Genomic DNA, 20,714 nt, shown 5'->3' with positions numbered 1-20,714 from the left:
TGGCTGACAAACGGACGGGCCGGCTTCTGCCGCGCCCGTCCTTTTTGTTTGCGGCTATCGTTTGAGCAGGTCCAGCACCGCGACGGTCATCGCCTGCGTTCCCAGCGTCACCGATGGTTTGGGATCGATGCGGAAGAAAGGCGAATGGTGCGCCGGGACCGGCTTGCCGCCGGCCTTGTCTGCGTCGAGATCGGCCTGGGGCGTGCCGCCGACGACGAAATAGGCACCCGGGACGCCGAGATCTTTCTGGATGAAATAGGCGAAGTCCTCCGCGCCCATGCCCGTGCGTTCCTCGACATGCATGACGTCTTCGCCAAAGGCGCTGGTGAAGGCGCTGCGCACGCGGCCGGTCAGCGCCGGATCGTTGAGCGTGACGGGGGTGGATTCGAAGCCGACCTTGACGGTTGGCAGCTTATCCTCCGGCATGCCGTTCATCCGGCCGACATTGGCGGCGATGCGCTTGATGCCGTCGAGCAGCTTCTTGCGCGTATCCTCATCGTCCGAGCGGACGGTCAGCTGAAGCTCGGCCTTGTCCGAGATGATGTTGTGCTTGAAGCCCGAATGGAACGAGCCGACGGTGACGACACCGGGCTTCAATGGCGCGATCTCGCGGCTGACCAGCGTTTGCAGCGCCATGACGATCTGCGCCCCCATCACGATCGGGTCCTTGCCCTGATGCGGCGAAGCGCCGTGCGTCCCGATGCCGGGGATGGTAATGTCGACGCTGTCGGACGAGGACGAGCTGATGCCGGGTTCAAGGCTGAGCTTGCCGGTGGGCATGTCGGCGGTGACGTGGAAGGCGACGGCATAGTCCGGCTTGGGAAAGCGGGTGTAGAGGCCGTCGGCCAGCATCCGCCGCGCGCCGTCGATCCGCTCCTCGCCCGGCTGAACCACGAAGACGACGGTGCCGCGCCAGCGGTCCCTGAGCCTGGCGAGCTGGCGCGCGGTGCCGATCATCGAGGTAATGTGCACGTCGTGGCCGCAGGCGTGCATCACCGGTTTGGTCGTCCCGTCGATATCGACCTGGGTCACGGTGGACGGATAGGCGACGCCGCTATCCTCCTTGAGCGGCAGGCCGTCCATGTCGGCACGCACCAGCAAGACCGGGCCGTCGCCATTCTTCATCACGCCGACCACGCCGGTGCCGCCGACCTTTTCGGTCACGACGATGCCGGGCACCGCGCGAAGCTCCTTCGCCATGATCGCGGCGGTGCGAGCCTCCTTGAAGCTGAGTTCGGGGTTCTTGTGAAAGTCGACGAACAGCTTTTCGAGATGCGCGGCATAGTCGGCCTCGACCGCCGGGGCGAAGTCGGGGCCGGCAAGGGCGGGCGTGGCAAGAAGGGTGGTGGCGAGCAGAGCGGTTAGCAGGCGCATGTGATGAGTCCCCCGGATGATGTTTTGCAGCCTACAGAATGGAAAACGCCGCGCAATCCGCCTACATCGCGATGGTGACGTCCGATCCCAATTCCCCGAACCGGTTCAACGAGGAAGGCGCGACCTTCGCGGTGCGGGGGTCGGAGACGCCGGACCTCGACACCGGCGTAGCAGCGATCCGCAACGTGTTGAAAACGCTGCCGATCCGACCCGGCGTTTACCGCATGCAGGATGCGCGCGGCGACGTGCTTTACGTCGGCAAGGCGCGCGCGCTGAAGAACCGGGTGGCCAACTATACCCAGCCGGCCAAGCTGTCGAACCGGCTGCGGCGGATGATCAGCCAGACGCGGTCGATGACCGTCGTGACGACGAACAACGAGGCCGAGGCGCTGTTGCTGGAAGCGCAGCTGATCAAGCGATTCCGCCCGCCTTACAATGTGTTGCTGCGCGACGATAAGAGTTTTCCTTATATCCTGCTGCGCAAGGATCACGCCTTTCCGCGCGTACAGTTGCATCGCGGCGCGCGGCGCGCGCAGGGCGATTATTTCGGGCCGTTCGCCGGCGCGGGGCAGGTGCGCAAGACGCTGAACGCGCTGCAGAAGCTGTTCCTGCTGCGAAGCTGCACCGACGGCTTCTTCAACACGCGCGACCGGCCGTGCCTGCTCTATCAGATCCGGCGTTGCTCCGCGCCGTGCGTCGATCGCATCGACAAGGCGGGGTATGAGGAGCTGGTCGCGGACGCGCGCGACTTCCTGATGGGCAAGTCGACCAAGGTGCAGGCGAAGCTGGGCGAGCAGATGACCGCCGCCGCTGACGCCATGGACTTCGAACTCGCCGCGGTCCTGCGCGACCGGTTGAAGGCGCTGACCTTCATCCAGGGGAGCCAGGCGATCAATGCCGAGGGAATCGGCGACGCCGACATCTTTGCGCTCGCCTGCAAGCAGGGGACGATGGGCATCCAGGCCTTTTTCATCCGGGGTGGGCAGAATTGGGGGCATCGTGCCTTCTTCCCCGCACACACCAACGAGGTGTCCGAGGACGAGGTGTTCACCCAGTTCCTGATGCAGTTTTACGAGGAGGTGCCGCCGCCGCGCACGATCTTCGTTGATCGCAACCTCGAGGAATTGAAGCTGCTGTCCGAGGCGCTGGCCGAGCGGGCGGGCCGCAAGGTAGCGATCGGCATGCCGCAGCGGGGGACAAGGCGGCGGTTGCTGGAACAGGCCAAGCGTAACGCGGTCGAGGCGCTGGACCGGCGGCTGGCGGAATCGACCACGCAGGCGAAGATCCTGCGCGATATCGCCGACCTGTTCGGGCTGGCCGAGCCGCCGGACCGGATCGAGGTCTATGACAACTCGCACATTCAGGGGACCAATGCCGTCGGCGCGATGATCGTCGCCGGGCCGGAGGGGTTCCGCAAAGGCCAGTATCGCAAGTTCAACATCAAGAGCGCCGCGACGAACGATGATTTCGCGATGATGCGCGAGGTGTTCACGCGACGCTTTGCCCGCGCACAAGAGGAGGACCCGGATCGCGACAAGGGCGTTTGGCCCGACCTGGTGCTGATCGACGGCGGGCGCGGACAGCTGAACGCGGCGCGCGCGGTGCTTGAGGACCTGGGGATCGAGGACGTCTGCCTGGTCGGCGTTGCCAAGGGGCCGCATCATGGACGCGAGGGGCGCGAGGTGTTTCACCTGATGGATGGCAGCGAGCGGATGCTGCCGGTCAATTCACCGGCGCTGTTCCACATCCAGAAGCTGCGTGACGAAGTCCACCGCTTCGTCATCGGCGTGCATCGCGACAAGCGCGCCAAGGCGATCACCGCCAGCCCGCTGGACGAAGTGCCCGGCATCGGCCCGGCGCGCAAGAAGGCGCTGCTGATGCATTTCGGCACGGCGCGGGCGGTGCGCGGGGCGAGCCTGGAGGATTTGAAGAAGGCGCCGGGCGTGAGCGCCGGCGTGGCACAGCAGGTGTACGACTTTTACCATTCGAGATAACCGGTCCGGCGCAATCAGCCCCTTGCCAGCGTCCGGTGCGACGTTAGCTTCCTCGCACGAAATGGGGGCATCATGAATCGTACGACGGCGCTGTTCAGCGCGCTTCTCTGCACGTCCGCGCCAGCCTGGGCAGGGGACAAGCCGCTGTATCAACCAGTGCCGGACTGGGTCGCGCCGGCAGCGATGCCCGATCCGGCGAAGCAAACCGATGCGAGCCCCGCGACCGTCATCTATGATCAGCAGCATCGCATCAGCGATGGGCAGGTCTGGGCCTATTCCGAAGTCGCGACACGCGCCGTCTCGCCGCAGTCGCTGGCTGGAATGGGCACGGTGCAGCTGGAATGGCAGCCGGATGCGGGCGACCTGATCGTGCATCGCGCCGAGATCGTGCGCGGCGGCGAACGGATAGACCTGATCGCGAAGGGGCAGACGTTCGAGGTACTGCGGCGCGAGGAACAGCTCGAGCAACTGATGATCAACGGCACGCTCACCGCGACGCTGACGGTCGAGGGGCTGCGTGTCGGCGATATCCTGCGCATCGCCTATTCGACGACCGACCGGGACAAGACCCTGAAGGGCAATGCGCAGACGATGATCCCGCTGATGGCCGCGCCCGGCCGCGCCGGCTTTGCGCGAGCGCGGCTGTCCTGGCCGGCGGGCGACAAGCTGAGCTGGCGCTATCATGCCGATGGAACGGCGCCCAAGCCAGTGCGCAAGGGCGGGTTCGACGAGGTCGAACTGTCGCTGCCGCTGGCAAAACCGGCAGATCTGCCGCCCGACGCGCCAGCGCGCTTCCGCAAGCTGATGATGATCGAGGCGAGCAGCTTCGCTGACTGGCAGTCGGTATCGCGGACGATGGCGCCGCTTTACCAGACGGACATGGCGGTTGGCGCCGAGGTAAAGGCCGAGGCAGCGAAGATTGCTGCGAAGAGCGCCGATCCGCGAATGCGCGCCGCACTGGCACTGCGGCTGGTTCAGGACGAGGTGCGCTACCTCTATCGCGGGTTGGATGGCGGCAACTACACGCCGCAGGCAGCGGCCGACACCTGGTCGCGCCGCTATGGCGATTGCAAGGCCAAGACGCTGCTGCTGCTGACGCTGCTGCGCGAGTTGGGGATCGCAGGCGAAGCGGTGCTGGTGAACAGCACGTTGGGCGATGCCGTGCCCGAACGGTTGCCCTCGGCAGCCGCGTTCGACCACGTCGTGGTCCGCGCGACGATAGCAGGCAAGCCGGTCTGGCTTGACGGAACCGGGTCCGGCACGCGGCTGGGCGATCTCGACGACGTTCCTGCCTTCCGCAACGTGCTGCCGCTGCGCATTGCCGGAGCGGAGGTGGAAACGCTGGCGACGCAGCCGCCCGGACGACCGGCGGTCGAGACACTGGTCGAAGTCGATCAGCGCGCGGGCGTCAACCTGCCGGCGCTGGTGACCATCACTTTCACGATGCGCGGAGCGATGGCCGAGATGATGCGCACGGCGAGCGCTCAGGCAACCGCGGAGCAGTTGACCGAAGCGGCGCAGAGGATGGCCAATGGCGTGATGGGCAACATGCTGCTGAACGGGCGGTCGGTCAGCTATGATGCGGATAGCGCGACCGGGACGATGACGGCAACGGGCGTGGTCGGTTCGCAATGGCGGATGCGCGACGGGCGTTATCGGCTGATGCTCGACAAGACGTTAGGCCAGATGGAGTTTGCGCCCGATCGTGCGCGGCCCGCATGGAAGGACATTCCGGTCGTCATTGCACCCGGGCCCTTCGCGGGCACGTTGCGCCAGCGCGTGCGGCTGCCAGGCGGCGGCACCGGGTTCGAGGTCGAAGGTGACCGCAGCTTTGCGGCGCCACTGGCCGGAATGCAGATTGCGCGCAGCGTGACTGTGGCTGACGGCGTCATCGCGATCGAAGACCGGCTGAGCACGGCCGGGAGGGAGATCCCCCCGGCCGAACTGGCGGCGATGCGAGCGCAGGTGGTACTGGCGAAGAAGCGCCTGCTGGAGGCCGTCGCACCGGCCAAGGTTCCGCCGCGCTGGAAGGTGGCGATGACCGGCGGCAAGGCGGCGTTCAAGCCGCTGATGGAGGCATATGCCAGAGCGATCGCGCTTGAAGGCGACGATCCGAATTCCGTGAACGCCTATCTCAATCGCGCGTCGTTCCTGGGTGGGACCTATGACGCCAAGGCGGCGCTGGTCGACCTCGACCGTGTGATTGCCAAGGAGCCGACGGCGGAGCGCCATTTCTGGCGCGCGCGGCTGCGAAATACCATCGGTGACGCTGATGGTGCGCGTGCGGATGCCGAAGCCGGCCTGGCGCTGCAGCCCGATGCGGGCGAGGGCGTAGGGCTTCTCGCATCGCTCAGGTTTGACGCGGGCGAGCATGACGTGGCGCTTGCGATGCTGGACGAGCGCATCGCGGCTGGCGGCAAGGACAAAGCCGATTATCAGGAAGCCAAGGCGCTGATGTTGGGTGAAGCCAAACGCGTCGCCGAAGGATCGGCACTGATGGATGAAGTGGTGGCGGCCAAGCCGGGTAGCCCCAGTGTGCTAAACGGCCGCTGCTGGTTTCGCGGGACCATGAACGTCGAGCTGGAGGGCGCGCTGAAGGATTGCACCAGGGCGATCGAACTGGCCGAAAATCCGGCGGCCTATCTCGACAGCCGAGCGATGGTGTATTTCCGGATGCAGCGGATGGACGAGGCGCTGGCCGACCTCGACGCAGCACTGGAAACCGCGCCGGAGCTGGCGAGCAGCCTGTTTCTGCGCGGGATCATCCGCAAGCGGCGCGGTGACGCGGGCGCAGCAGAGGATCTGGCGGCGGCGCGGCTGATCTCGCCGCAGATCGACAAGCGCTTCGGCAGATGGGGAATCATCGCATAGGGTGCGCCGGCTCAAGGCCGGGGTGACGCACCGCTGCGTCAGTTTTCGATTTCTTCACGGGGTTGGGCTAAGCCCCGTCCGATGCCGACTCGCGTTTTCCTGACGGTCGATACCGAGCTAATGTGGCGGCACCATGCTGCCGGGCTGGACATCGCGGACATTGCCGAGCGGTCGTTGGAGCCGGCGGGCGTTGGGGTCGGCTATCAGCTGAAGCTGCTCGCCGAACATGACCTCAAGGCTACGTTCTTCGTCGATCCGATGCCGGCGGTCGCCCATGGCATCGAGCCGATCAAGCGCGTGGTCGGCGCGATACGCGAGGCGGGGCAGGAAGTGCAGTTGCACCTGCACCCCAATTGGGCCGCGGCAAGCGACACCGATCGCAGCGCGGCGGCGTCGTTCGAGCTGATCGACTTTACCTTTGCCGAGCAGCGGGAGCTGATCCGTGCGGCAGCCGACCTGCTGGTCGCGGCGGGCGCGGCGCGGCCGGTGGCGTTCCGGTCGGGCAGCTATAGCGCGAGCGACGACACGCTGGCGGCGCTGGCCGAACTCGGCATCCGCTATGACAGCAGCCATAACGGGTCGGAACATCCCTGGCCGAGCGCGATCGGCCTGCCGGAGCGGCAGATCGCGCCCGTTGAGCATCAGGGCGTGATCGAAGTGCCGGTGACGTTGATCGAGGACCGGGTGGGCCATCTGCGGCATTTCCAAATCTGTGCGCTGTCGATCGCCGAGATGCGTGACGCGCTCGACCATGCGGTGCGCGCCGGCCATGTCGCGACGACGATCGTCAGCCACGGGTTCGAGCTGGCCAATCGCGCGGGCACGCGGGCCAATGCGATCCATGTCCATCGGTTCGAGACGCTGTGCCGGATGCTGGCGGAGCGACGCGGCGGCATGGTGACGACGCATTTTGCGGACTTGGCCGCCGGTAACGTCGCGTTGCCGCTGGGCCGCGACGACCAGCCGCTGGGGCCGAGCCTGATCCGCACTGGGCTGAGGCAGGCGCAACAGCTATGGTCGAACCTGGTTGCGGAGCGGGCGGCGTGAACGCGCTGGCTCCGGTGGTCGCAGTACGATCGACGCCGCTGAGCTTTCAGATCGGCGCGCGCACGCTGCTGGCGGTCAAGCGGTCGCTGGTGCGAGTCGCCGTCAGCCTGGACGAGGCGCGCGAGGGGCGGTTGCCGATGCTGCCGCCGCTGCCGCGCGAGGCGGACGGCTATGTCGTGACATCGCTGCCCGAGGAACGGCTGGACGCGATGATCGCGAGCGGGCGGATGATCGGTTTCGTGCGGCAGCGTTACCTGCGTTATCACGCCGACCTGACCGGAACCTATGACGCCTATCTGGCGCGGCTGTCGAGCAGTGCGCGACAGGGGGTGAAGCGCAAGATGCGCAAGGTCGCGCAGCTGTCGGGCGGAAAGATTGACGTGCGACGGTTCGTGACACCTGACGAATTGCGGGCCTTTCACGGCATCGCGCGTGGCATCGCGCGGCGCACCTATCAGGAGCGGCTGCTGGGCGAGGCGCTGCCGGATTCGCCGGCGTTCGTCGACTGGATGCTGGCGCGCGCGGCAGAGGACGCGGTGCGCGCGTGGCTGCTGTATATCGGCGGCGAGCCGGCGGCGTATCTCTATTGCCCGGCGCAGGGCGACACGCTGATCTATGAATTTGTCGGGCATGATCCCCGGTTCAACGAGCTGTCGCCGGGCGCGGTGTTGCAGATGGAAGCGTTTCGCGAGCTGTTCGCCGAAGGACGGTTCGCGCGGTTCGACTTCACCGAGGGGGAAGGGCAGCACAAGCGGCAATTCTCGACCGGGAGCGTGCCCTGCCTGGACCTGCTGTTGCTGCGCCCCAGCTTCGCGAACCGGCTGACGACGGCGGCGCTGGGCGGGTTCAACCGCGTGGTGGCTGGCGGCAAGGCGGCGGCGCAGCGGGCCGGCGCGGACGGGCTGGCGAGGAAGCTGCGGCGGGGGTAACCTTGCCCCATGCACCTCAACACCACCGCCATCGTGCTCGCGATCCGGCCGCATGGCGAGGCGGGCGCGATCGTTCGCGCGCTGACGGGCGAGGCGGGAATGCTGGCCGGCTATGTGCGCGGCGGGCGATCGCGGGCGCTGCGCCCGGTGTTGCAGCCAGGCAATGTCGTGCTGGGCGGCTGGCGCGCGCGTACGGCGGAACAGCTGCCAGCGCTGACCGTGGAACTCGCGCATAGCCGCGCGCCGATGTTCCGCGAGCCGCTGCCGGCCGCGGCGATCGAATGGGCGACGGCGCTGACCGCCGCCGTGCTGCCAGAGGGGCAGGCGTATCCGCAGGTGCATTCGGCGCTGGGCGGGGTGCTGGACGCGATCGAGGCGGCACCGGCGGCGCGCGGCTGGGCGGTGGCGCTGGTACGGTATGAACTGCTGGTGCTGGCGGCGCTGGGCTTCGGGCTGGACCTGACGCGATGCGCGGCGACGGGAACGAGCGATGATCTGGCGTTCGTCAGTCCGAAGAGCGGGATGGCGGTGAGCCGGGCGGCGGCGACGGGTTATGAGGCGCGGCTGCTGCCACTGCCGCATTTCGTGCGTGAGGGCGGGGCGGCGGAATGGACCGATATCCTGGGCGGCCTCAAGCTGACAGCGCATTTCCTGGCGCGCGACCTGCTGCACGGGCGGGCTGCCGAGGTGCTGGCGGCGCGGGTGCGGCTGGTCGACCGGCTGATGCGGGCGGTTGCGTGAGCGGCATGATGCGGTAATGCGCGCGGCAAGTTGAGTTGGGGTGGAGCAACCAAATGCCGTTGATCGCTGTATTGCCCGGGGACGGGATCGGGCCTGAAGTGACGGAGCAAGCGCGGCGCGTGCTCGATACCCTCAATCTCGAACTGACCTATGAAGAGGCGCCGGTCGGCGGCGCGGCCTATTATAGCGATGGCCATCCACTGCCGGAGCGCACGCTGGACGTGGCGCGCCGCGCCGATGCGCTGTTGTTCGGGGCGGTCGGCGATCCGCGTTGCGACGCGCTGGAACGGCAATTCCGCCCGGAACAGGCGATCCTGGGGCTGCGCAAGGAGCTTGAACTGTTCGCGAACCTGCGCCCGGCGCGGCTGTTCCCCGGGCTTGAGGACGCCTCCGCGCTGAAGCCCGAGGTTGCTGGGGCGATCGACATGGTGATCGTGCGCGAGCTGAACGGCGACGTCTATTTCGGCGAGAAGGGCTTTCGCAAGACTGCGGCGGGCCGGCGCGAAGGCTATGACGTTATGTCCTATGACGAGGACGAGGTAGCAAGGATAGCCCGGGTCGGCTTCGAGACGGCGAAGGTGCGCAGCGGCAAGCTATGTTCGGTCGACAAGGCCAATGTACTGGAAACGTCGCAGCTGTGGCGCGACGTGGTGATCGAAGTGTCGGCCGAGTTCCCCGAGGTCGAGCTGACGCACATGTATGTCGACAATGCCGCGATGCAGCTGGTGCGCAATCCGGGGCAGTTCGATGTGATCGTCACCGGCAATCTGTTCGGCGACATCCTGTCCGATCAGGCGAGCATGTGCGCGGGATCGATCGGGATGCTGCCATCGGCCGCACTGAACGGGAGTGGCAAGGGGCTGTACGAGCCGATCCACGGTTCGGCCCCCGATATCGCCGGCCAGGGCAAGGCCAATCCGTGCGCGACGATCCTGTCGGCGGCGATGCTGCTGCGCCATTCGCTGGGCATAGAGGAAGCAGCGGACCGGATCGAGGCGGCGGTCACGGCGGCGCTGGTGAGCGGCGCGCGTACGCCGGATCTGGGCGGCACGCTGACCACGAGCGAGATGGGCGACGCGGTGTTGAAGGCGCTGGGCTAAGCCCAGCCCGGCAGCCAGATCCAGCGTTCAAAGCCGCGGGCGTTCGCCAGTGGGAGCGCGGCAAGCGTCGGGTAGAAATAGGCGAACAGCGCGATGGCAAGGACGAGAAACCATTCGTCGCGCTGCTTCACCGTCTCGCGCCAATAGTGGAAGGCGATGGCGAGCACGACGCACAGGATAATCGCCGAGACATAATAATAATAGAAGAAGCCCAGCGACTTGGGGATGATCGCCCAGATGGCGAGCGAGAAGGTCCACAGAATCGCGGCGGTCAGCGGCACGCCGGCGCGATGGCGCACGCCGGCCCACCAACAGGCGAGGACGGCGACCAAGCCACCCCACAGGATCGCGGGGTTGCCGACCAGCAGCACGCCGCGCACGGCGCCCTGATCCGGCTCGTAGAAATACCACATCGGCCGGACCATCAGCGGCCAACTCCACCAGCTCGACTGATAGCTGTGTGCGGCAAGCACCTGCGTCTGAAGCGACCACATTTCGACCTGGAAGGGGATGAGCCGGGCCAGCGTCATCGGGTCTTGAGCATAGAAGAAGGCCGGGGCGAAGGACGCGAAATAAACGGCGAGGGCGATCGCGCCAAAGGCGAGGCTGGCGGGAAGCCAAGACAGGTGCGGGACAGCGCCGCGCCGCTTGAGCAGTGCGAAGGCCGCGAGCGCGAATGCCACCCACGGGATCGCCGCCCATTTGACGGCCACGGCGGCACCGAACAGCGCGCCGCTGCCGAGGAAGAGCGGCCAGGCGTGGCGGCTGGTCATGGCTCGCGTGAACAATACGCCGCCCCAGACAAGGAACGCGCCCATGAACCCGTCGAGCATGCCGATCCGCGCCTGCACGAACACCATCTGGTTCAGCATTGCGAACAGCGCGGCGAAGAGGGCCGGCCGCGTGGCGTGGGTGAGACTATGGGTGAAGGCATAGACGCCGACGACCGTCGCGCTGCCAGCCAGTGTCGATAGGGCACGCCAGCCGATCGGATTGTCACCGAAGATCAGCATGCCGAGCGCGATCAGCGACTTGCCGAGCAGCGGGTGTTCCGGATTGGCGATGTGGCTAAGTTCCAGCAGAACGCGCGCCGCGGTGACGTAATGGACTTCGTCGAAGTTGAGGATGCTGGGCCGCCCAAGCCCGATGGTGAACAGTAACTGGGCCGCAATGCCGATCAGCACGGCAAGCAGGAGCGGGCGCTGTTCGAGGCGTTCGAGCATTGCCGGGGCGATAGCGCAGCTTGCCTGCCACGTCATCCGCCGCCCTTGCGTCACCGGCAACAAGGCGTAGAGGATGACCGCATGAAGCGCCGTACCGGACAAGACCGTAACGTCACCAAAAACTGGAAGCCCGCCACGCTCGCGGTTCGCGGGGGCACCGCGCGCAGCGAGTTCGGCGAAACGAGCGAGGCGCTGTTCCTGACATCGGGCTATGCCTATGACTGCGCCGGGGACGCCGCCGCGCGGTTTGCCGGCGAGCAGTCGGGCATGACCTATTCGCGGTTGCAGAACCCGACCGTCGAAATGCTGGAGCAGCGCATCGCGCTGCTGGAGGGGGCCGAGGCCTGCCGCGCGACGGCTTCGGGCATGGCGGCGATGACCGCGGCCCTGCTGTGCCAGCTGCAGAGCGGGGACCATCTGGTCGGCGGACGCGCGGCGTTCGGGTCGTGCCGCTGGCTGACCGACACGCTGCTGCCCAAGTTCGGGATCGAGACGACGGTGGTCGACGCGCGCGACCCGCAGCAGTTCGTCGATGCGATCCGGCCGAATACGAAGGTATTCTTCTTTGAAACGCCAGCCAATCCAACGATGGACGTGGTGGACCTGAAGGCGGTGTGCGGCATCGCGCGCGATCGGGGCATCACGACCGTGGTCGACAATGCCTTTGCGACCCCGGCCTTGCAGCGGCCGATGGAATTCGGGGCGGACGTGGTCGCCTATTCCGCGACCAAGATGATGGACGGGCAGGGCCGCGTGCTGGCCGGTGCGGTGTGCGGGACCGAGGACTTCATCAACAACATCCTGCTGCCGTTCCATCGCAACACCGGGCCGACCCTATCCGCGTTCAATGCCTGGGTGGTGCTGAAGGGGCTGGAAACGCTGGACCTGCGCATTCGCCGCCAGAGCGAGAATGCGGTGAAGGTCGCCACCTTCCTGGAAGGCCGCGTGCCGCGGGTGAACTTCCCCGGCCTGCCGAGCCATCCGCAGCACGACCTCGCGATGACCCAGATGGAGGCGGCCGGGCCGATCTTCTCGATCGAACTGGATGGCGGGCGGGCGCAGGCGCATGGGCTGCTCGACGCGCTGGGCCTGATCGACATTTCGAACAATATCGGTGATTCGCGCTCGCTGATGACTCATCCGGCATCGACCACCCATTCGGGCGTCGCGGCCGAACAGCGCGAAATCATGGGCGTGCGCGAAGGAATGCTGCGGCTCAATGTCGGGCTGGAGGATCCGGAAGACCTGATCGCCGACCTGGATCAGGCATTGAAGGCCGTGTCGCTATGAAGGCGCTGTTCGGCGAAGAGGCAGTGACGCGCGACATCACGGTGCGCGTGTCGGTGAGCTATCTTCCCGAACAGTCCGAGCCGAACCGCGGGCGCTGGTTCTGGGCCTATCACATCCGGATCGAGAACGGGTCGCACCAGGCCGTGCAGCTGCTGACGCGGCACTGGATCATCACCGACGGGCGCGGCATGCGCCATACGGTGGAGGGCGAAGGCGTGGTCGGCGAACAGCCGATGATCGCCCCGGGTTCGAGCTATGATTATGTGTCGGGCTGTCCGCTGGCGACGCCGACGGGATCGATGCAGGGAAGTTACGAGATGGTGGGGGCCGATGGCATGACGTTCGACGTCGCGATCCCGAAATTCGCATTGCGCGCGCCGGCGGTTGCGGAATGAAGCGCACGCATCTTCCGCTCAACGGCATGCGCGTGCTGGATGCGGCGGCGCGGCATCTGTCCTTTACGCGCGCGGCGGACGAGCTGGCGGTGACGCCGGCAGCGGTCGGCCAGCAGGTCCGGGCGCTCGAGGATACGCTGGGCGTCGTGCTGTTCCGCCGCACGACCAAGGGGCTTGAGCTGACGCCGGAGGCCGAGGCTGGCCTTGGCGCGCTGCGTGCCGGGTTCCTGCAGTTCGAGGAAGCGGTGCGCGCGATGCAGGCGGGGCAGTCGAGCAAGTCGCTGACCATCGCCGCGCCGCGCGATCTGACCGAGAAATGGCTGATGCCGCGGCTGGCGCAGATTGCGCAGCGCGATGCCGAGCTGCGTTTCGTGTTGGTGTCGGCGGACGAGGCGATCGATTTCACCGAAGCCAATCTCGACCTGGCGATCCGCTGGGGCGAGGGGCCCGGCGAACATGAGGGCGAGGCGCTGGAAAGCGACGGCATGGTGACCGTGGCGCAGCCCGGATCGGTCGCCGAAACGCCGATCGCGTGGCCCGGCTGTGCCGGCGAGGACGGCGCGGCACTGGTGCGCGTGGGCGATGCGGGGCTGGCGCTCGACGCGGCGGCGCAAGGGCTGGGGCAGGCGACCGTGCCCGAACTGCTGGCGCGCGACGACATCGCGAGCGGGCGGCTGGTCGTGGTGGGCGAACCCAAGCCGGCGCGGCAAGGCTATTGGATGGTCGCGCCGCTGCCGCAATGGCGACAGAAGAAGGTCAAGACGCTGGTCGAAGCACTGGGCGAGGCGTGAAATCATTGCGTTCCTTCTAGTTTAGTGATTGTCTCACTGCTCGAACCAGGGGGAATGGCATGGATACTGCTGAACGATCCGAGCTTGTGCGCTCGCAATTGATGTATGATGCGAGCCGTAAGTCGGCGGGCGTCAGCTATTTTCTTTGGTTCTTCGTGGGGTGGGCAGGTGGGCACCGCTTCTACCTCGGCAAGACCGGCACTGCGATTACACAGCTGATCCTCACCACCTTGGGATGGGTGACATTGATCGCGATCGTCGGCTTCTTTCTGCTTGCGGCTGTGGGCATATGGCTTCTAGTCGATGCATTTCTGATCCCGGGTCTGGTTCGGGAACATAACATGCAGTTGGCGCACGACTTGACGGGCGGGCAGCGAGCGGGCGTGTGATCGAGCCGCGCGAGACGGTCGTGCTGGAAACCGCGCGGCTGATCCTGCGGCCGCGGCGGATCGAGGACGCCGACGCGATGCATCCGACCATGGCCGACCCGCAGGTCATGCAATATTGGACTGGCGCGCCGCACGAGAGCGTCGAGCAGACCCGCGCCGATTTCGCCCGCAGCGACCCGGCCTGGCGCGGTTGGGCGATCACGCTGAAGGGTGACGATACCGCGATCGGTATGGTTGCGGCGGGCGAGAAGCGGCAGGGGAATGTCAGCGAACTGGGCTATATGCTCGCCCCTGTGCATTGGGGCACTGGCATCGCGCGCGAGGCGGTCAGTGCGGTAATCGACCGTATCTTTGCCGAAGGGCAGCGCAAGGTGTTTGCCGATACCGACCCGGATAATGCTGCATCGCGCGGGATACTCGAGCGGCTGGGGTTCAGACAAGAGGGCTATCTGCGCGCTGAATGGGAAACGCATCTCGGGGTGCGGGACACCACCATCTATGGCCTGCTGCGCGAGGAGTGGCCGGGTCGCTAGCGGCTGGCGACGGTCGCCAGCAGGCGGGTCATTAGCGCTAGGAAGGCGGCGTTGTCGACCTGCGCATCGCGGCGGGTCCATCCGCCGGTAACGGCATACCAGTTGCCTGCCCTAGTCCGCACCAGGAACGCGCCGAAGATCACCCCGGCCTCCGACCCGCCCTTGAACCCGATATAGTCGAAAAGCGCGGCGCTGGCCGTGCCGGGATTGACGGCGAGGATCGCGAGGGCCTGTTCGCCGCCGTTGCGACGCAGCCAGTCCATCGTGCGCGCCATGTCTGCTGGACTGGCGAACCATTCGATCTGCTGGGCAACCGGCTTGTCGCCGAACATGCCGGGTTCGACGCGCGTGGCGGCGAGGCGTGCCGCATTGTCGCGCAGGATGTGGCGGCGCTGGTCGGGCGTGGCCTGCGTCCAGCCGGCGGCGAGCGCGGCATTGGCCGGCGATTTGAGGCGAAAGGCCTCCATCGTGCCGAGCACGGGTAGCGTCGCGGCGGGATTGGCGACGCCGGCGGCCGCGACCATCGCATCCACGCGGTCGCGGCCGAGCAGGTTCAGCAGCGTGTCGGTCGCTGTGTTGTCGCTGATCGAGATCATCTGAGTCGCCAGCGTGTGCAGCGTGACCGGCGCTCCGGCGGGCCAGCGCTGCATGACGCCCGACGGCAGCGAGCGTTCGCCAAGCGGCACGACATCGTCCCATCTGCGCGTGCCGGCAGCGGTCTGGCGTGCGGCTTCGGCGAGGATCCACAGCTTGAACGCCGAGCCGATCGGCAGTGCATCCGTGCCGCCGAGTTCGGCTACGCTGGTCGGCGCGGCGGCGCCGAGCGCATAGACGCCGAACGCCGCCTTGCCCGGCAGCTTGCGGAAGTCGTCGGCGATCCTGACGACCGTGTCGCCGCGCGGCTCGATCGAGCGGATAAGCATGCCGGCGATACGATGCGGCGGGGCGGGGTCGGCGTTCAGCGCGATGGTGGCGACGCTCTTTTCGAAGCCGAGTTTCACTTCGGCGGAATAGGGGGTGGTGGCGGTGACCCCCTCGACCTTCACCGCCGCGCCATGCTGCGCCCTGATCTGAGCGAGCAGCGCGTTCCATTGCGCGCGCGGTACGGCGGCCTTGAAGGTATCCGCAAAATAGCCATCATAATCGCCCGTGCCGTTCAGCATCGCGGGAAGCGCGTCGATCCGCGCCTGAAGGCCGGCGGCGGGCTGAGCGGCGGCGGTGGGTGCCTGCGCCTGTGCCTGCACCGTGAGAGGCGCGAGAAGGCACAGGGCCAGCGTTTGAACCAGCCACCTCAAGCGTCGATCGCCGCCTCGTCGAGCCGGGCGGCATTCTCCTGAATGAAGGCGAAGCGGTGAGCCGGGTTGGTGCCCATCAGGCGATCGACCAGATCCTTGACGCCGGCGCGCTCCTCATATTCCTGAGGCAGGGTGATGCGGATCATGCCGCGCGTCCTGGGGTCCATCGTCGTTTCGCGAAGCTGGCCCGGGTTCATCTCGCCAAGGCCCTTGAACCGGGAGACTTCGACCTTGCGGCCCTTGAACGGTCCGTTCTCGATCTCGGCACGGTGCGCGTCGTCGCGGGCGTAGAGGCTCTTGGTACCGGCGGTGAGGCGATAGAGCGGCGGCTGGGCGAGGTAGAGATGCCCGCGCCTGACGATTTCAGGCATTTCCTGGAAGAAGAAGGTCATCAGCAGCGTCGCGATATGCGCGCCGTCGACATCGGCGTCGGTCATGATGACGATGCGGTCGTAACGCAGCTGTTCCGGCTGGCAGTCCTTGCGCGTGCCGCAGCCCAGCGCCTGAACGAGGTCGGCAATTTCCTGATTGGCGAGGATCTTGGCGCTGGTCGCGCTGGCGACGTTCAGGATCTTGCCGCGGATCGGCAGGATCGCCTGGGTCTTGCGGTCGCGCGCCTGCTTGGCGCTGCCGCCGGCCGAGTCGCCTTCGACGATGAACAGCTCGGTGCCGGCGGGATCGTCTGCGGAACAGTCGGTGAGCTTGCCCGGCAGGCGCAGCTTGCGGCCGGACGTTGCGGTCTTGCGCTTGACCTCACGCTCCTGCTTGCGGCGCAGGCGCTCGTCCATGCGGTCGAGCACATAGCCGAGCAGCGCCTTGCCGCGCTCCATCCGGTCGGCGAGGAAATGGTCGAAGTGATCGCGCACCGCCTTCTCGACGAGCGCGGTCGCCTCGACCGAGGTCAGGCGATCCTTGGTCTGTGACTGGAACTGGGGGTCGCGGATGAAGACGCTGAGCATCAGCTCGCTGCCGACCATGATGTCGTCGGCGGTGATGTCCTTTGCCTTTTTCTGGCCGACCAGATCGCCGAACGCGCGGATGCCGCGGACCAGCGCCTGGCGCAGGCCCTGTTCATGCGTGCCGCCATCGGGCGTCGGGATGGTGTTGCAATACCAGCTGTACGAGCCGTCGCTCCATAGCGGCCAGGCGACCGCCCATTCGACGCTGCCCTGGCCGTCGGGGAACTCCTGACGGCCGGCAAAGAATTCCGCCGTGGCGCCTTCGCGCGTGCCGAGCTGTTCCTTCAAGTGATCGGCAAGGCCGCCTGGAAACTGGAACACGGCTTCGGCCGGCGTGTCGTCCGTGATGATCGACGCGTCGCACTTCCAGCGGATCTCGACGCCCGCGAAGAGATATGCCTTCGACCGCGCAAGCTTGTAGAGCCGCGCCGGCTTGAAGTGCAGCTCGGGGCCGAAGATTTCGGGATCGGGCGTGAACGTGACGCTGGTGCCGCGCCGGTTGGGCGTGCCGCCGAGATGCTCAAGCGGGCCAAGCGTCTGGCCCTGGCTGAAGCGTTGGCGGTAGAGTTGCTTGTCGCGCGCCACCTCGACGATAGTCTCGGTCGACAGCGCGTTGACGACGGACACGCCGACGCCGTGCAGGCCGCCGGAGGTCGCATAGGCCTTGCCCGAGAATTTGCCGCCCGAGTGCAGCATCGAGAGAATGACCTCGAGGGCCGACTTGTCCGGAAATTTGGGGTGGGGGTCGATCGGCATGCCACGCCCGTTGTCGGTGATGGTCAGGCAATTGCCGGTCTCAAGCTGGATCTCGATCCGCGTGGCATGGCCCGCGACCGCTTCGTCCATCGCATTGTCGAGCACTTCGGCGGCAAGGTGATGCAGCGCGCGCTCGTCCGTGCCGCCAATATACATGCCAGGACGGCGGCGGACCGGTTCCAGCCCCTCAAGCACCTCGATCGACGAGGCGTCATAGGTGGCGGCGGCGGCGTTGGGGGCGGACTGGAAGAGGTCTGACGACATGGCTTGTTGCTATATCGTTCCGCCGGGTCGCGGCAAGCGGGAGTGTTGCCTTGATGCAACATCGCAGCGCTTTCGCGCTTGATCGAGGGAAAGATTGTGCGGGCGGTCCGTTCTGTGGCCCGCAAACACGAAACGATATCGGAGTTCACTACATGCGTATGCGTAATCTCCTGGGCGCCGCCGGCGTCCTGACCCTGTCGCTTGCCGCAATGCCGGCCATGGCACAGGAGACGGTCGACGAGCCTGCGTTCGACGGCTTCTATATCGGCGGCTCGTTCGGCGCTTCGCTCCAGAACAACGATGTCGGGGAGCGCGTGCTGTTCGATCGCGGTTCCAACGGCAGCTTCGGCGAGACGATCACGACCGCAGCCGGTGCCGATGCCTTCTCGCCCGGCTTCTGCAACGGCAGCGCAACGTCGAGCGCCAATGTCGCCTGCACCAACGATCGCGACGGCATCGAATATTACGCGCGGATCGGTGCCGACCGGCAATATGGCAAGTGGGTAGTCGGCGCAGTCGCCGAATTCGGCAAGACCGAAGCACGCGACAGCGTGACGGCGTTCAGCACCACGCCGGCTTTCTACACCATGACCCGCGAACTCGACTGGAATGCGGCGCTGCGCGCCCGCGCCGGCTATGTCGCCGGCACCAGCACGCTGTTCTATGCCACGGGAGGCGCGGCCTATGCCAAGATCGATCGCAGCTTTGCGACGAACAATGGCGCCAACAGCTTCGTCGACCGGAACGATGACGACATGGTCTGGGGCTGGCAGGTCGGCGGCGGCGTCGACCAGAAGATCAGCAACAACTTCTCGGTCGGCTTCGAATATCTCTACAGCCGCTACAACGACAAGGACGACGGCATTCGGGTCGGCACCGGTTCGGCCGGCGCGACCAACCCGTTCGTGCTGGCTGGCGGCGCGGACTTGATCCGCAGCGACCGCAAGTTCGACTTCCACGCGGCACGCGTGACGGCGGCGTTCCGCTTCTAACAGTCGAGACTGGCAAATGAGAACGGCCGGCGGAGCGATCCGCCGGCCGTTTTCGTTGCCGAGTACGCGAAAGGTCAGCGAACGCGCGGGCCGCCATAGGGCAGCGGCGGCGGGGGACGGCGATCACGACGGGGCAGCTGCGCCTGATAGGCGTGGCCGCAATGATCGACGCAATAAGGGAAGCCCGGGTTTACCTTGTCGCCGCAGAAGTGGAAGTCCGGCTCGCCGGGATGGCCGAGCGGCCATTTGCAGATCCGGTCATTGAGGTCGAGCAGGCTGGTCTTGCCCTCGATCTCCTTGCTCGGCTTGGCCGGGACCAGGCGGCGCGGGGGCGCGGGAGTGGCCGGCGGGGCCTGTTCGCCCGGATTCTGGCGAACGAAGCCGCCGGGACCGACCGAGCGCAGGACCGGACCGTCGGCGCGCGGGGTCGGCGCGGGAGCCGGCACGGTTTCCTGACGTTCGACCGGCGCGGCTTCACGCGGCGGCGCGACCGGTGCGGGGCGCGGCGTCGGAGCCACTTCCACACGGGTCGGCGCAGCCGGCGCCAGCGCGGGGGGCGGTGCAGCCGCCGCAGGCGCCGGGGCGGGTGCCGCCTTTGTCTCCGCCGAGTTCGGCTTTACCGGCGAGGGGCGCGAGGCAAGGCCAAGGCGGTGCGCCTTGCCGATCACCGCGTTACGGCTGACGCCGCCCAGTTCCTCGGCGATCTGGGTGGCGGTGAGGCCGCTGTCCCACATCTTGCGCAGCGTCTCGATCCGTTCGTCGGTCCAGCTCATTCTTACGTCCTTGATCTATCCCGTTGCGGGTCATGGCGGGAGCGATTACCCGGTCTTGGCATGACCGAGCAACACGCATCGTCCAACTCGCAGCTTTCCGCCCCTGGCGTCGCAGTGATCCGCAACATCAATTGGGGCGGCTTGTCGACCCTTTATGTGAAGGAGGTGCGGCGTTTCTTCAAGGTGCAGCTCCAGACGATCTGGGCGCCGGCGATGTCGCAGCTGTTGCTGCTGGTCGTCTTTACCACGGCTTTGGGCGCGCGCGGCGAGGTTTCGGTCGGCGGAGTGAGCGTGCCATTCGGCACCTTTGTCGCGCCAGGCCTGATCGTGATGGGCATGTTGAACAATGCGTTCGCCAACGCCAGCTTTTCGCTGCTGGTCGGCAAGATCCAGGGGACGATCGTCGATTATCTGATGCCCCCGCTATCGACCGGCGAGTTGCTGGCGGCGCTGTGCGGCGGGGCGGTGACGCGCGCCTTCTGCGTGGGCGGCGCGGTATGGCTGGCGATGCTCGCGTTCCTGGGCACCGCGATGATCCCGCAGCATCTGCTCGCCGTCCTGTGGTTCGGCTTTTTCGGATCGCTGATGCTCGCTTTCCTCGGCGTGTTGACCTCGATCTGGGGTGAGAAGTTCGATCATGCCGCCGCGATCACCAATTTCGTCATCGCGCCGCTGACGCTGTTGTCGGGGACCTTCTATTCGGTCGACCGGCTGGCGCCGGCGTTCCAGACCGTCAGCCACTTCAACCCGTTCTTCTATGTCATTTCGGGCTTTCGCTATGGGTTCCTGGGCGTGAGCGACGGCTATGCCTCGATCTGGACGGCGGGAACCGTGGTTCTGGCGATCAACGTGGTGCTGGGAATTGCCTGCTACTTCCTGTTGCGGTCGGGATGGAAGATCAAGAATTGAGCGGGGTTGCGGCCCGTTTGCGCGAGGGTTAGAAGCGCGCTCCGGGGCGGTCCGGTTGGGCCGCCCTTTTTCGTTTCCGGAGTTCAACG

The 20,714-nt window shown here is 66.6% G+C and carries 18 protein-coding genes; 13 read left to right on the top strand and 5 right to left on the bottom strand.

The window, feature by feature from the left end; genetic code table 11:
• Positions 1 to 54 precede the first annotated feature (54 nt).
• Complete coding sequence (locus BFL28_RS15400) at positions 55 to 1,374, bottom strand: amidohydrolase (protein ID WP_069321416.1); 1,320 nt, start codon at positions 1,372 to 1,374, stop codon at positions 55 to 57.
• A gap of 38 nt (positions 1,375 to 1,412) precedes the next feature.
• On the opposite strand from BFL28_RS15400, the gene uvrC reads away from it, so the two are divergent.
• The 6 genes from uvrC to leuB all read left to right on the top strand — a co-directional run bounded on the left by uvrC (position 1,413) and on the right by leuB (position 10,056).
• Positions 1,413 to 3,368: an excinuclease ABC subunit UvrC gene (gene uvrC, locus BFL28_RS15395; protein WP_241527357.1), complete on the top strand. Its 1,956-nt coding sequence runs from the start codon at positions 1,413 to 1,415 to the stop codon at positions 3,366 to 3,368.
• Positions 3,369 to 3,440: 72 nt separating this feature from the next.
• A complete protein-coding gene (locus BFL28_RS15390) occupies positions 3,441 to 6,239 on the top strand; it encodes a DUF3857 domain-containing protein (RefSeq protein ID WP_069321415.1) in 2,799 nt (932 codons plus the stop codon).
• A gap of 81 nt (positions 6,240 to 6,320) precedes the next feature.
• Positions 6,321 to 7,286 (top strand): polysaccharide deacetylase family protein, encoded by a 966-nt coding sequence (locus BFL28_RS15385; protein ID WP_069321414.1) that lies wholly within the window; start codon positions 6,321 to 6,323, stop codon positions 7,284 to 7,286.
• Entirely contained in the window at positions 7,283 to 8,215 is a 933-nt protein-coding gene (locus tag BFL28_RS15380) for a GNAT family N-acetyltransferase (protein WP_241527356.1), read from the top strand. Before BFL28_RS15385 ends, BFL28_RS15380 begins: the two co-directional genes overlap by 4 nt.
• Positions 8,216 to 8,224: 9 nt before the next feature.
• Positions 8,225 to 8,956 (top strand): DNA repair protein RecO, encoded by a 732-nt coding sequence (recO, locus tag BFL28_RS15375; RefSeq protein WP_069321412.1) that lies wholly within the window; start codon positions 8,225 to 8,227, stop codon positions 8,954 to 8,956.
• Positions 8,957 to 9,009: 53 nt separating this feature from the next.
• Positions 9,010 to 10,056, top strand: coding sequence for a 3-isopropylmalate dehydrogenase (leuB, locus tag BFL28_RS15370; protein WP_069321411.1), 1,047 nt, complete (start codon positions 9,010 to 9,012; stop codon positions 10,054 to 10,056).
• Here the strand turns inward: leuB and BFL28_RS15365 are convergent.
• Positions 10,053 to 11,279, bottom strand: coding sequence for a glycosyltransferase family 39 protein (locus tag BFL28_RS15365; RefSeq protein WP_069321410.1), 1,227 nt, complete (start codon positions 11,277 to 11,279; stop codon positions 10,053 to 10,055). The two genes, leuB and BFL28_RS15365, sit on opposite strands and share 4 nt — an antisense overlap.
• Before the next feature lie 81 nt (positions 11,280 to 11,360).
• On the opposite strand from BFL28_RS15365, the gene BFL28_RS15360 reads away from it, so the two are divergent.
• From BFL28_RS15360 to BFL28_RS15340, 5 genes are read left to right on the top strand one after another with little or no spacing between them, the layout of a single operon-like run.
• The gene (locus tag BFL28_RS15360) at positions 11,361 to 12,569 is read left to right on the top strand and encodes a trans-sulfuration enzyme family protein (RefSeq protein ID WP_069321409.1); all 1,209 of its coding nucleotides are present in this window, start codon (positions 11,361 to 11,363) and stop codon (positions 12,567 to 12,569) included.
• Positions 12,566 to 12,964 (top strand): Co2+/Mg2+ efflux protein ApaG, encoded by a 399-nt coding sequence (apaG, locus tag BFL28_RS15355; RefSeq protein ID WP_069321408.1) that lies wholly within the window; start codon positions 12,566 to 12,568, stop codon positions 12,962 to 12,964. Before BFL28_RS15360 ends, apaG begins: the two co-directional genes overlap by 4 nt.
• On the top strand, positions 12,961 to 13,755 hold the full coding sequence (locus BFL28_RS15350) for a LysR substrate-binding domain-containing protein (protein ID WP_069321407.1): 795 nt from the start codon (positions 12,961 to 12,963) through the stop codon (positions 13,753 to 13,755). Before apaG ends, BFL28_RS15350 begins: the two co-directional genes overlap by 4 nt.
• Positions 13,756 to 13,814: 59 nt before the next feature.
• Positions 13,815 to 14,144, top strand: coding sequence for a TM2 domain-containing protein (locus BFL28_RS15345; RefSeq protein WP_069321406.1), 330 nt, complete (start codon positions 13,815 to 13,817; stop codon positions 14,142 to 14,144).
• Positions 14,144 to 14,677 (top strand): GNAT family N-acetyltransferase, encoded by a 534-nt coding sequence (locus BFL28_RS15340; protein ID WP_069321450.1) that lies wholly within the window; start codon positions 14,144 to 14,146, stop codon positions 14,675 to 14,677. Before BFL28_RS15345 ends, BFL28_RS15340 begins: the two co-directional genes overlap by 1 nt.
• On the opposite strand, the gene BFL28_RS15335 is transcribed toward BFL28_RS15340, so the two are convergent.
• Together BFL28_RS15335 and parE are read right to left on the bottom strand one after the other, a co-directional pair.
• The gene (locus tag BFL28_RS15335; RefSeq protein WP_131818665.1) at positions 14,674 to 15,972 is read right to left on the bottom strand and encodes a serine hydrolase; all 1,299 of its coding nucleotides are present in this window, start codon (positions 15,970 to 15,972) and stop codon (positions 14,674 to 14,676) included. The genes BFL28_RS15340 and BFL28_RS15335 overlap by 4 nt on opposite strands.
• A complete protein-coding gene (parE, locus tag BFL28_RS15330) occupies positions 15,969 to 17,951 on the bottom strand; it encodes a DNA topoisomerase IV subunit B (RefSeq protein ID WP_069321405.1) in 1,983 nt (660 codons plus the stop codon). The genes BFL28_RS15335 and parE overlap by 4 nt, the downstream gene beginning before the upstream one ends.
• Positions 17,952 to 18,103: 152 nt before the next feature.
• Here parE and BFL28_RS15325 point away from each other — a divergent pair, with 152 nt between their 5' ends.
• On the top strand, positions 18,104 to 18,943 hold the full coding sequence (locus BFL28_RS15325; protein WP_069321404.1) for an outer membrane protein: 840 nt from the start codon (positions 18,104 to 18,106) through the stop codon (positions 18,941 to 18,943).
• A gap of 74 nt (positions 18,944 to 19,017) precedes the next feature.
• Here the strand turns inward: BFL28_RS15325 and BFL28_RS15320 are convergent, their stop codons facing one another.
• The gene (locus tag BFL28_RS15320) at positions 19,018 to 19,716 is read right to left on the bottom strand and encodes a GcrA family cell cycle regulator (protein WP_069321403.1); all 699 of its coding nucleotides are present in this window, start codon (positions 19,714 to 19,716) and stop codon (positions 19,018 to 19,020) included.
• A gap of 60 nt (positions 19,717 to 19,776) precedes the next feature.
• Between BFL28_RS15320 and BFL28_RS15315 the strand changes: the two genes are divergently transcribed.
• The gene (locus tag BFL28_RS15315; protein WP_069321402.1) at positions 19,777 to 20,625 is read left to right on the top strand and encodes an ABC transporter permease; all 849 of its coding nucleotides are present in this window, start codon (positions 19,777 to 19,779) and stop codon (positions 20,623 to 20,625) included.
• Positions 20,626 to 20,714: the final 89 nt, after the last annotated feature.

Origin of the sequence: Sphingomonas turrisvirgatae (assembly GCF_001721295.1) — a bacterium.
Taxonomy (GTDB): domain Bacteria; phylum Pseudomonadota; class Alphaproteobacteria; order Sphingomonadales; family Sphingomonadaceae; genus Sphingomonas; species Sphingomonas turrisvirgatae.
This window is presented reverse-complemented; position numbering and strand designations above follow the sequence as displayed.

Coding starts and splice junctions, on each gene's coding strand:
- BFL28_RS15400 (WP_069321416.1), bottom strand. CDS start 1,374: ATGCGCCTGCTAACCGCTCTGCTCGCCACCACCCTTCTTGCCACGCCC.
- uvrC (WP_241527357.1), top strand. CDS start 1,413: ATGGAAAACGCCGCGCAATCCGCCTACATCGCGATGGTGACGTCCGAT.
- BFL28_RS15390 (WP_069321415.1), top strand. CDS start 3,441: ATGAATCGTACGACGGCGCTGTTCAGCGCGCTTCTCTGCACGTCCGCG.
- BFL28_RS15385 (WP_069321414.1), top strand. CDS start 6,321: ATGCCGACTCGCGTTTTCCTGACGGTCGATACCGAGCTAATGTGGCGG.
- recO (WP_069321412.1), top strand. CDS start 8,225: ATGCACCTCAACACCACCGCCATCGTGCTCGCGATCCGGCCGCATGGC.
- leuB (WP_069321411.1), top strand. CDS start 9,010: ATGCCGTTGATCGCTGTATTGCCCGGGGACGGGATCGGGCCTGAAGTG.
- BFL28_RS15365 (WP_069321410.1), bottom strand. CDS start 11,279: ATGCTCGAACGCCTCGAACAGCGCCCGCTCCTGCTTGCCGTGCTGATC.
- BFL28_RS15360 (WP_069321409.1), top strand. CDS start 11,361: ATGAAGCGCCGTACCGGACAAGACCGTAACGTCACCAAAAACTGGAAG.
- apaG (WP_069321408.1), top strand. CDS start 12,566: ATGAAGGCGCTGTTCGGCGAAGAGGCAGTGACGCGCGACATCACGGTG.
- BFL28_RS15350 (WP_069321407.1), top strand. CDS start 12,961: ATGAAGCGCACGCATCTTCCGCTCAACGGCATGCGCGTGCTGGATGCG.
- BFL28_RS15345 (WP_069321406.1), top strand. CDS start 13,815: ATGGATACTGCTGAACGATCCGAGCTTGTGCGCTCGCAATTGATGTAT.
- parE (WP_069321405.1), bottom strand. CDS start 17,951: ATGTCGTCAGACCTCTTCCAGTCCGCCCCCAACGCCGCCGCCGCCACC.
- BFL28_RS15325 (WP_069321404.1), top strand. CDS start 18,104: ATGCGTATGCGTAATCTCCTGGGCGCCGCCGGCGTCCTGACCCTGTCG.
- BFL28_RS15320 (WP_069321403.1), bottom strand. CDS start 19,716: ATGAGCTGGACCGACGAACGGATCGAGACGCTGCGCAAGATGTGGGAC.
- BFL28_RS15315 (WP_069321402.1), top strand. CDS start 19,777: ATGACCGAGCAACACGCATCGTCCAACTCGCAGCTTTCCGCCCCTGGC.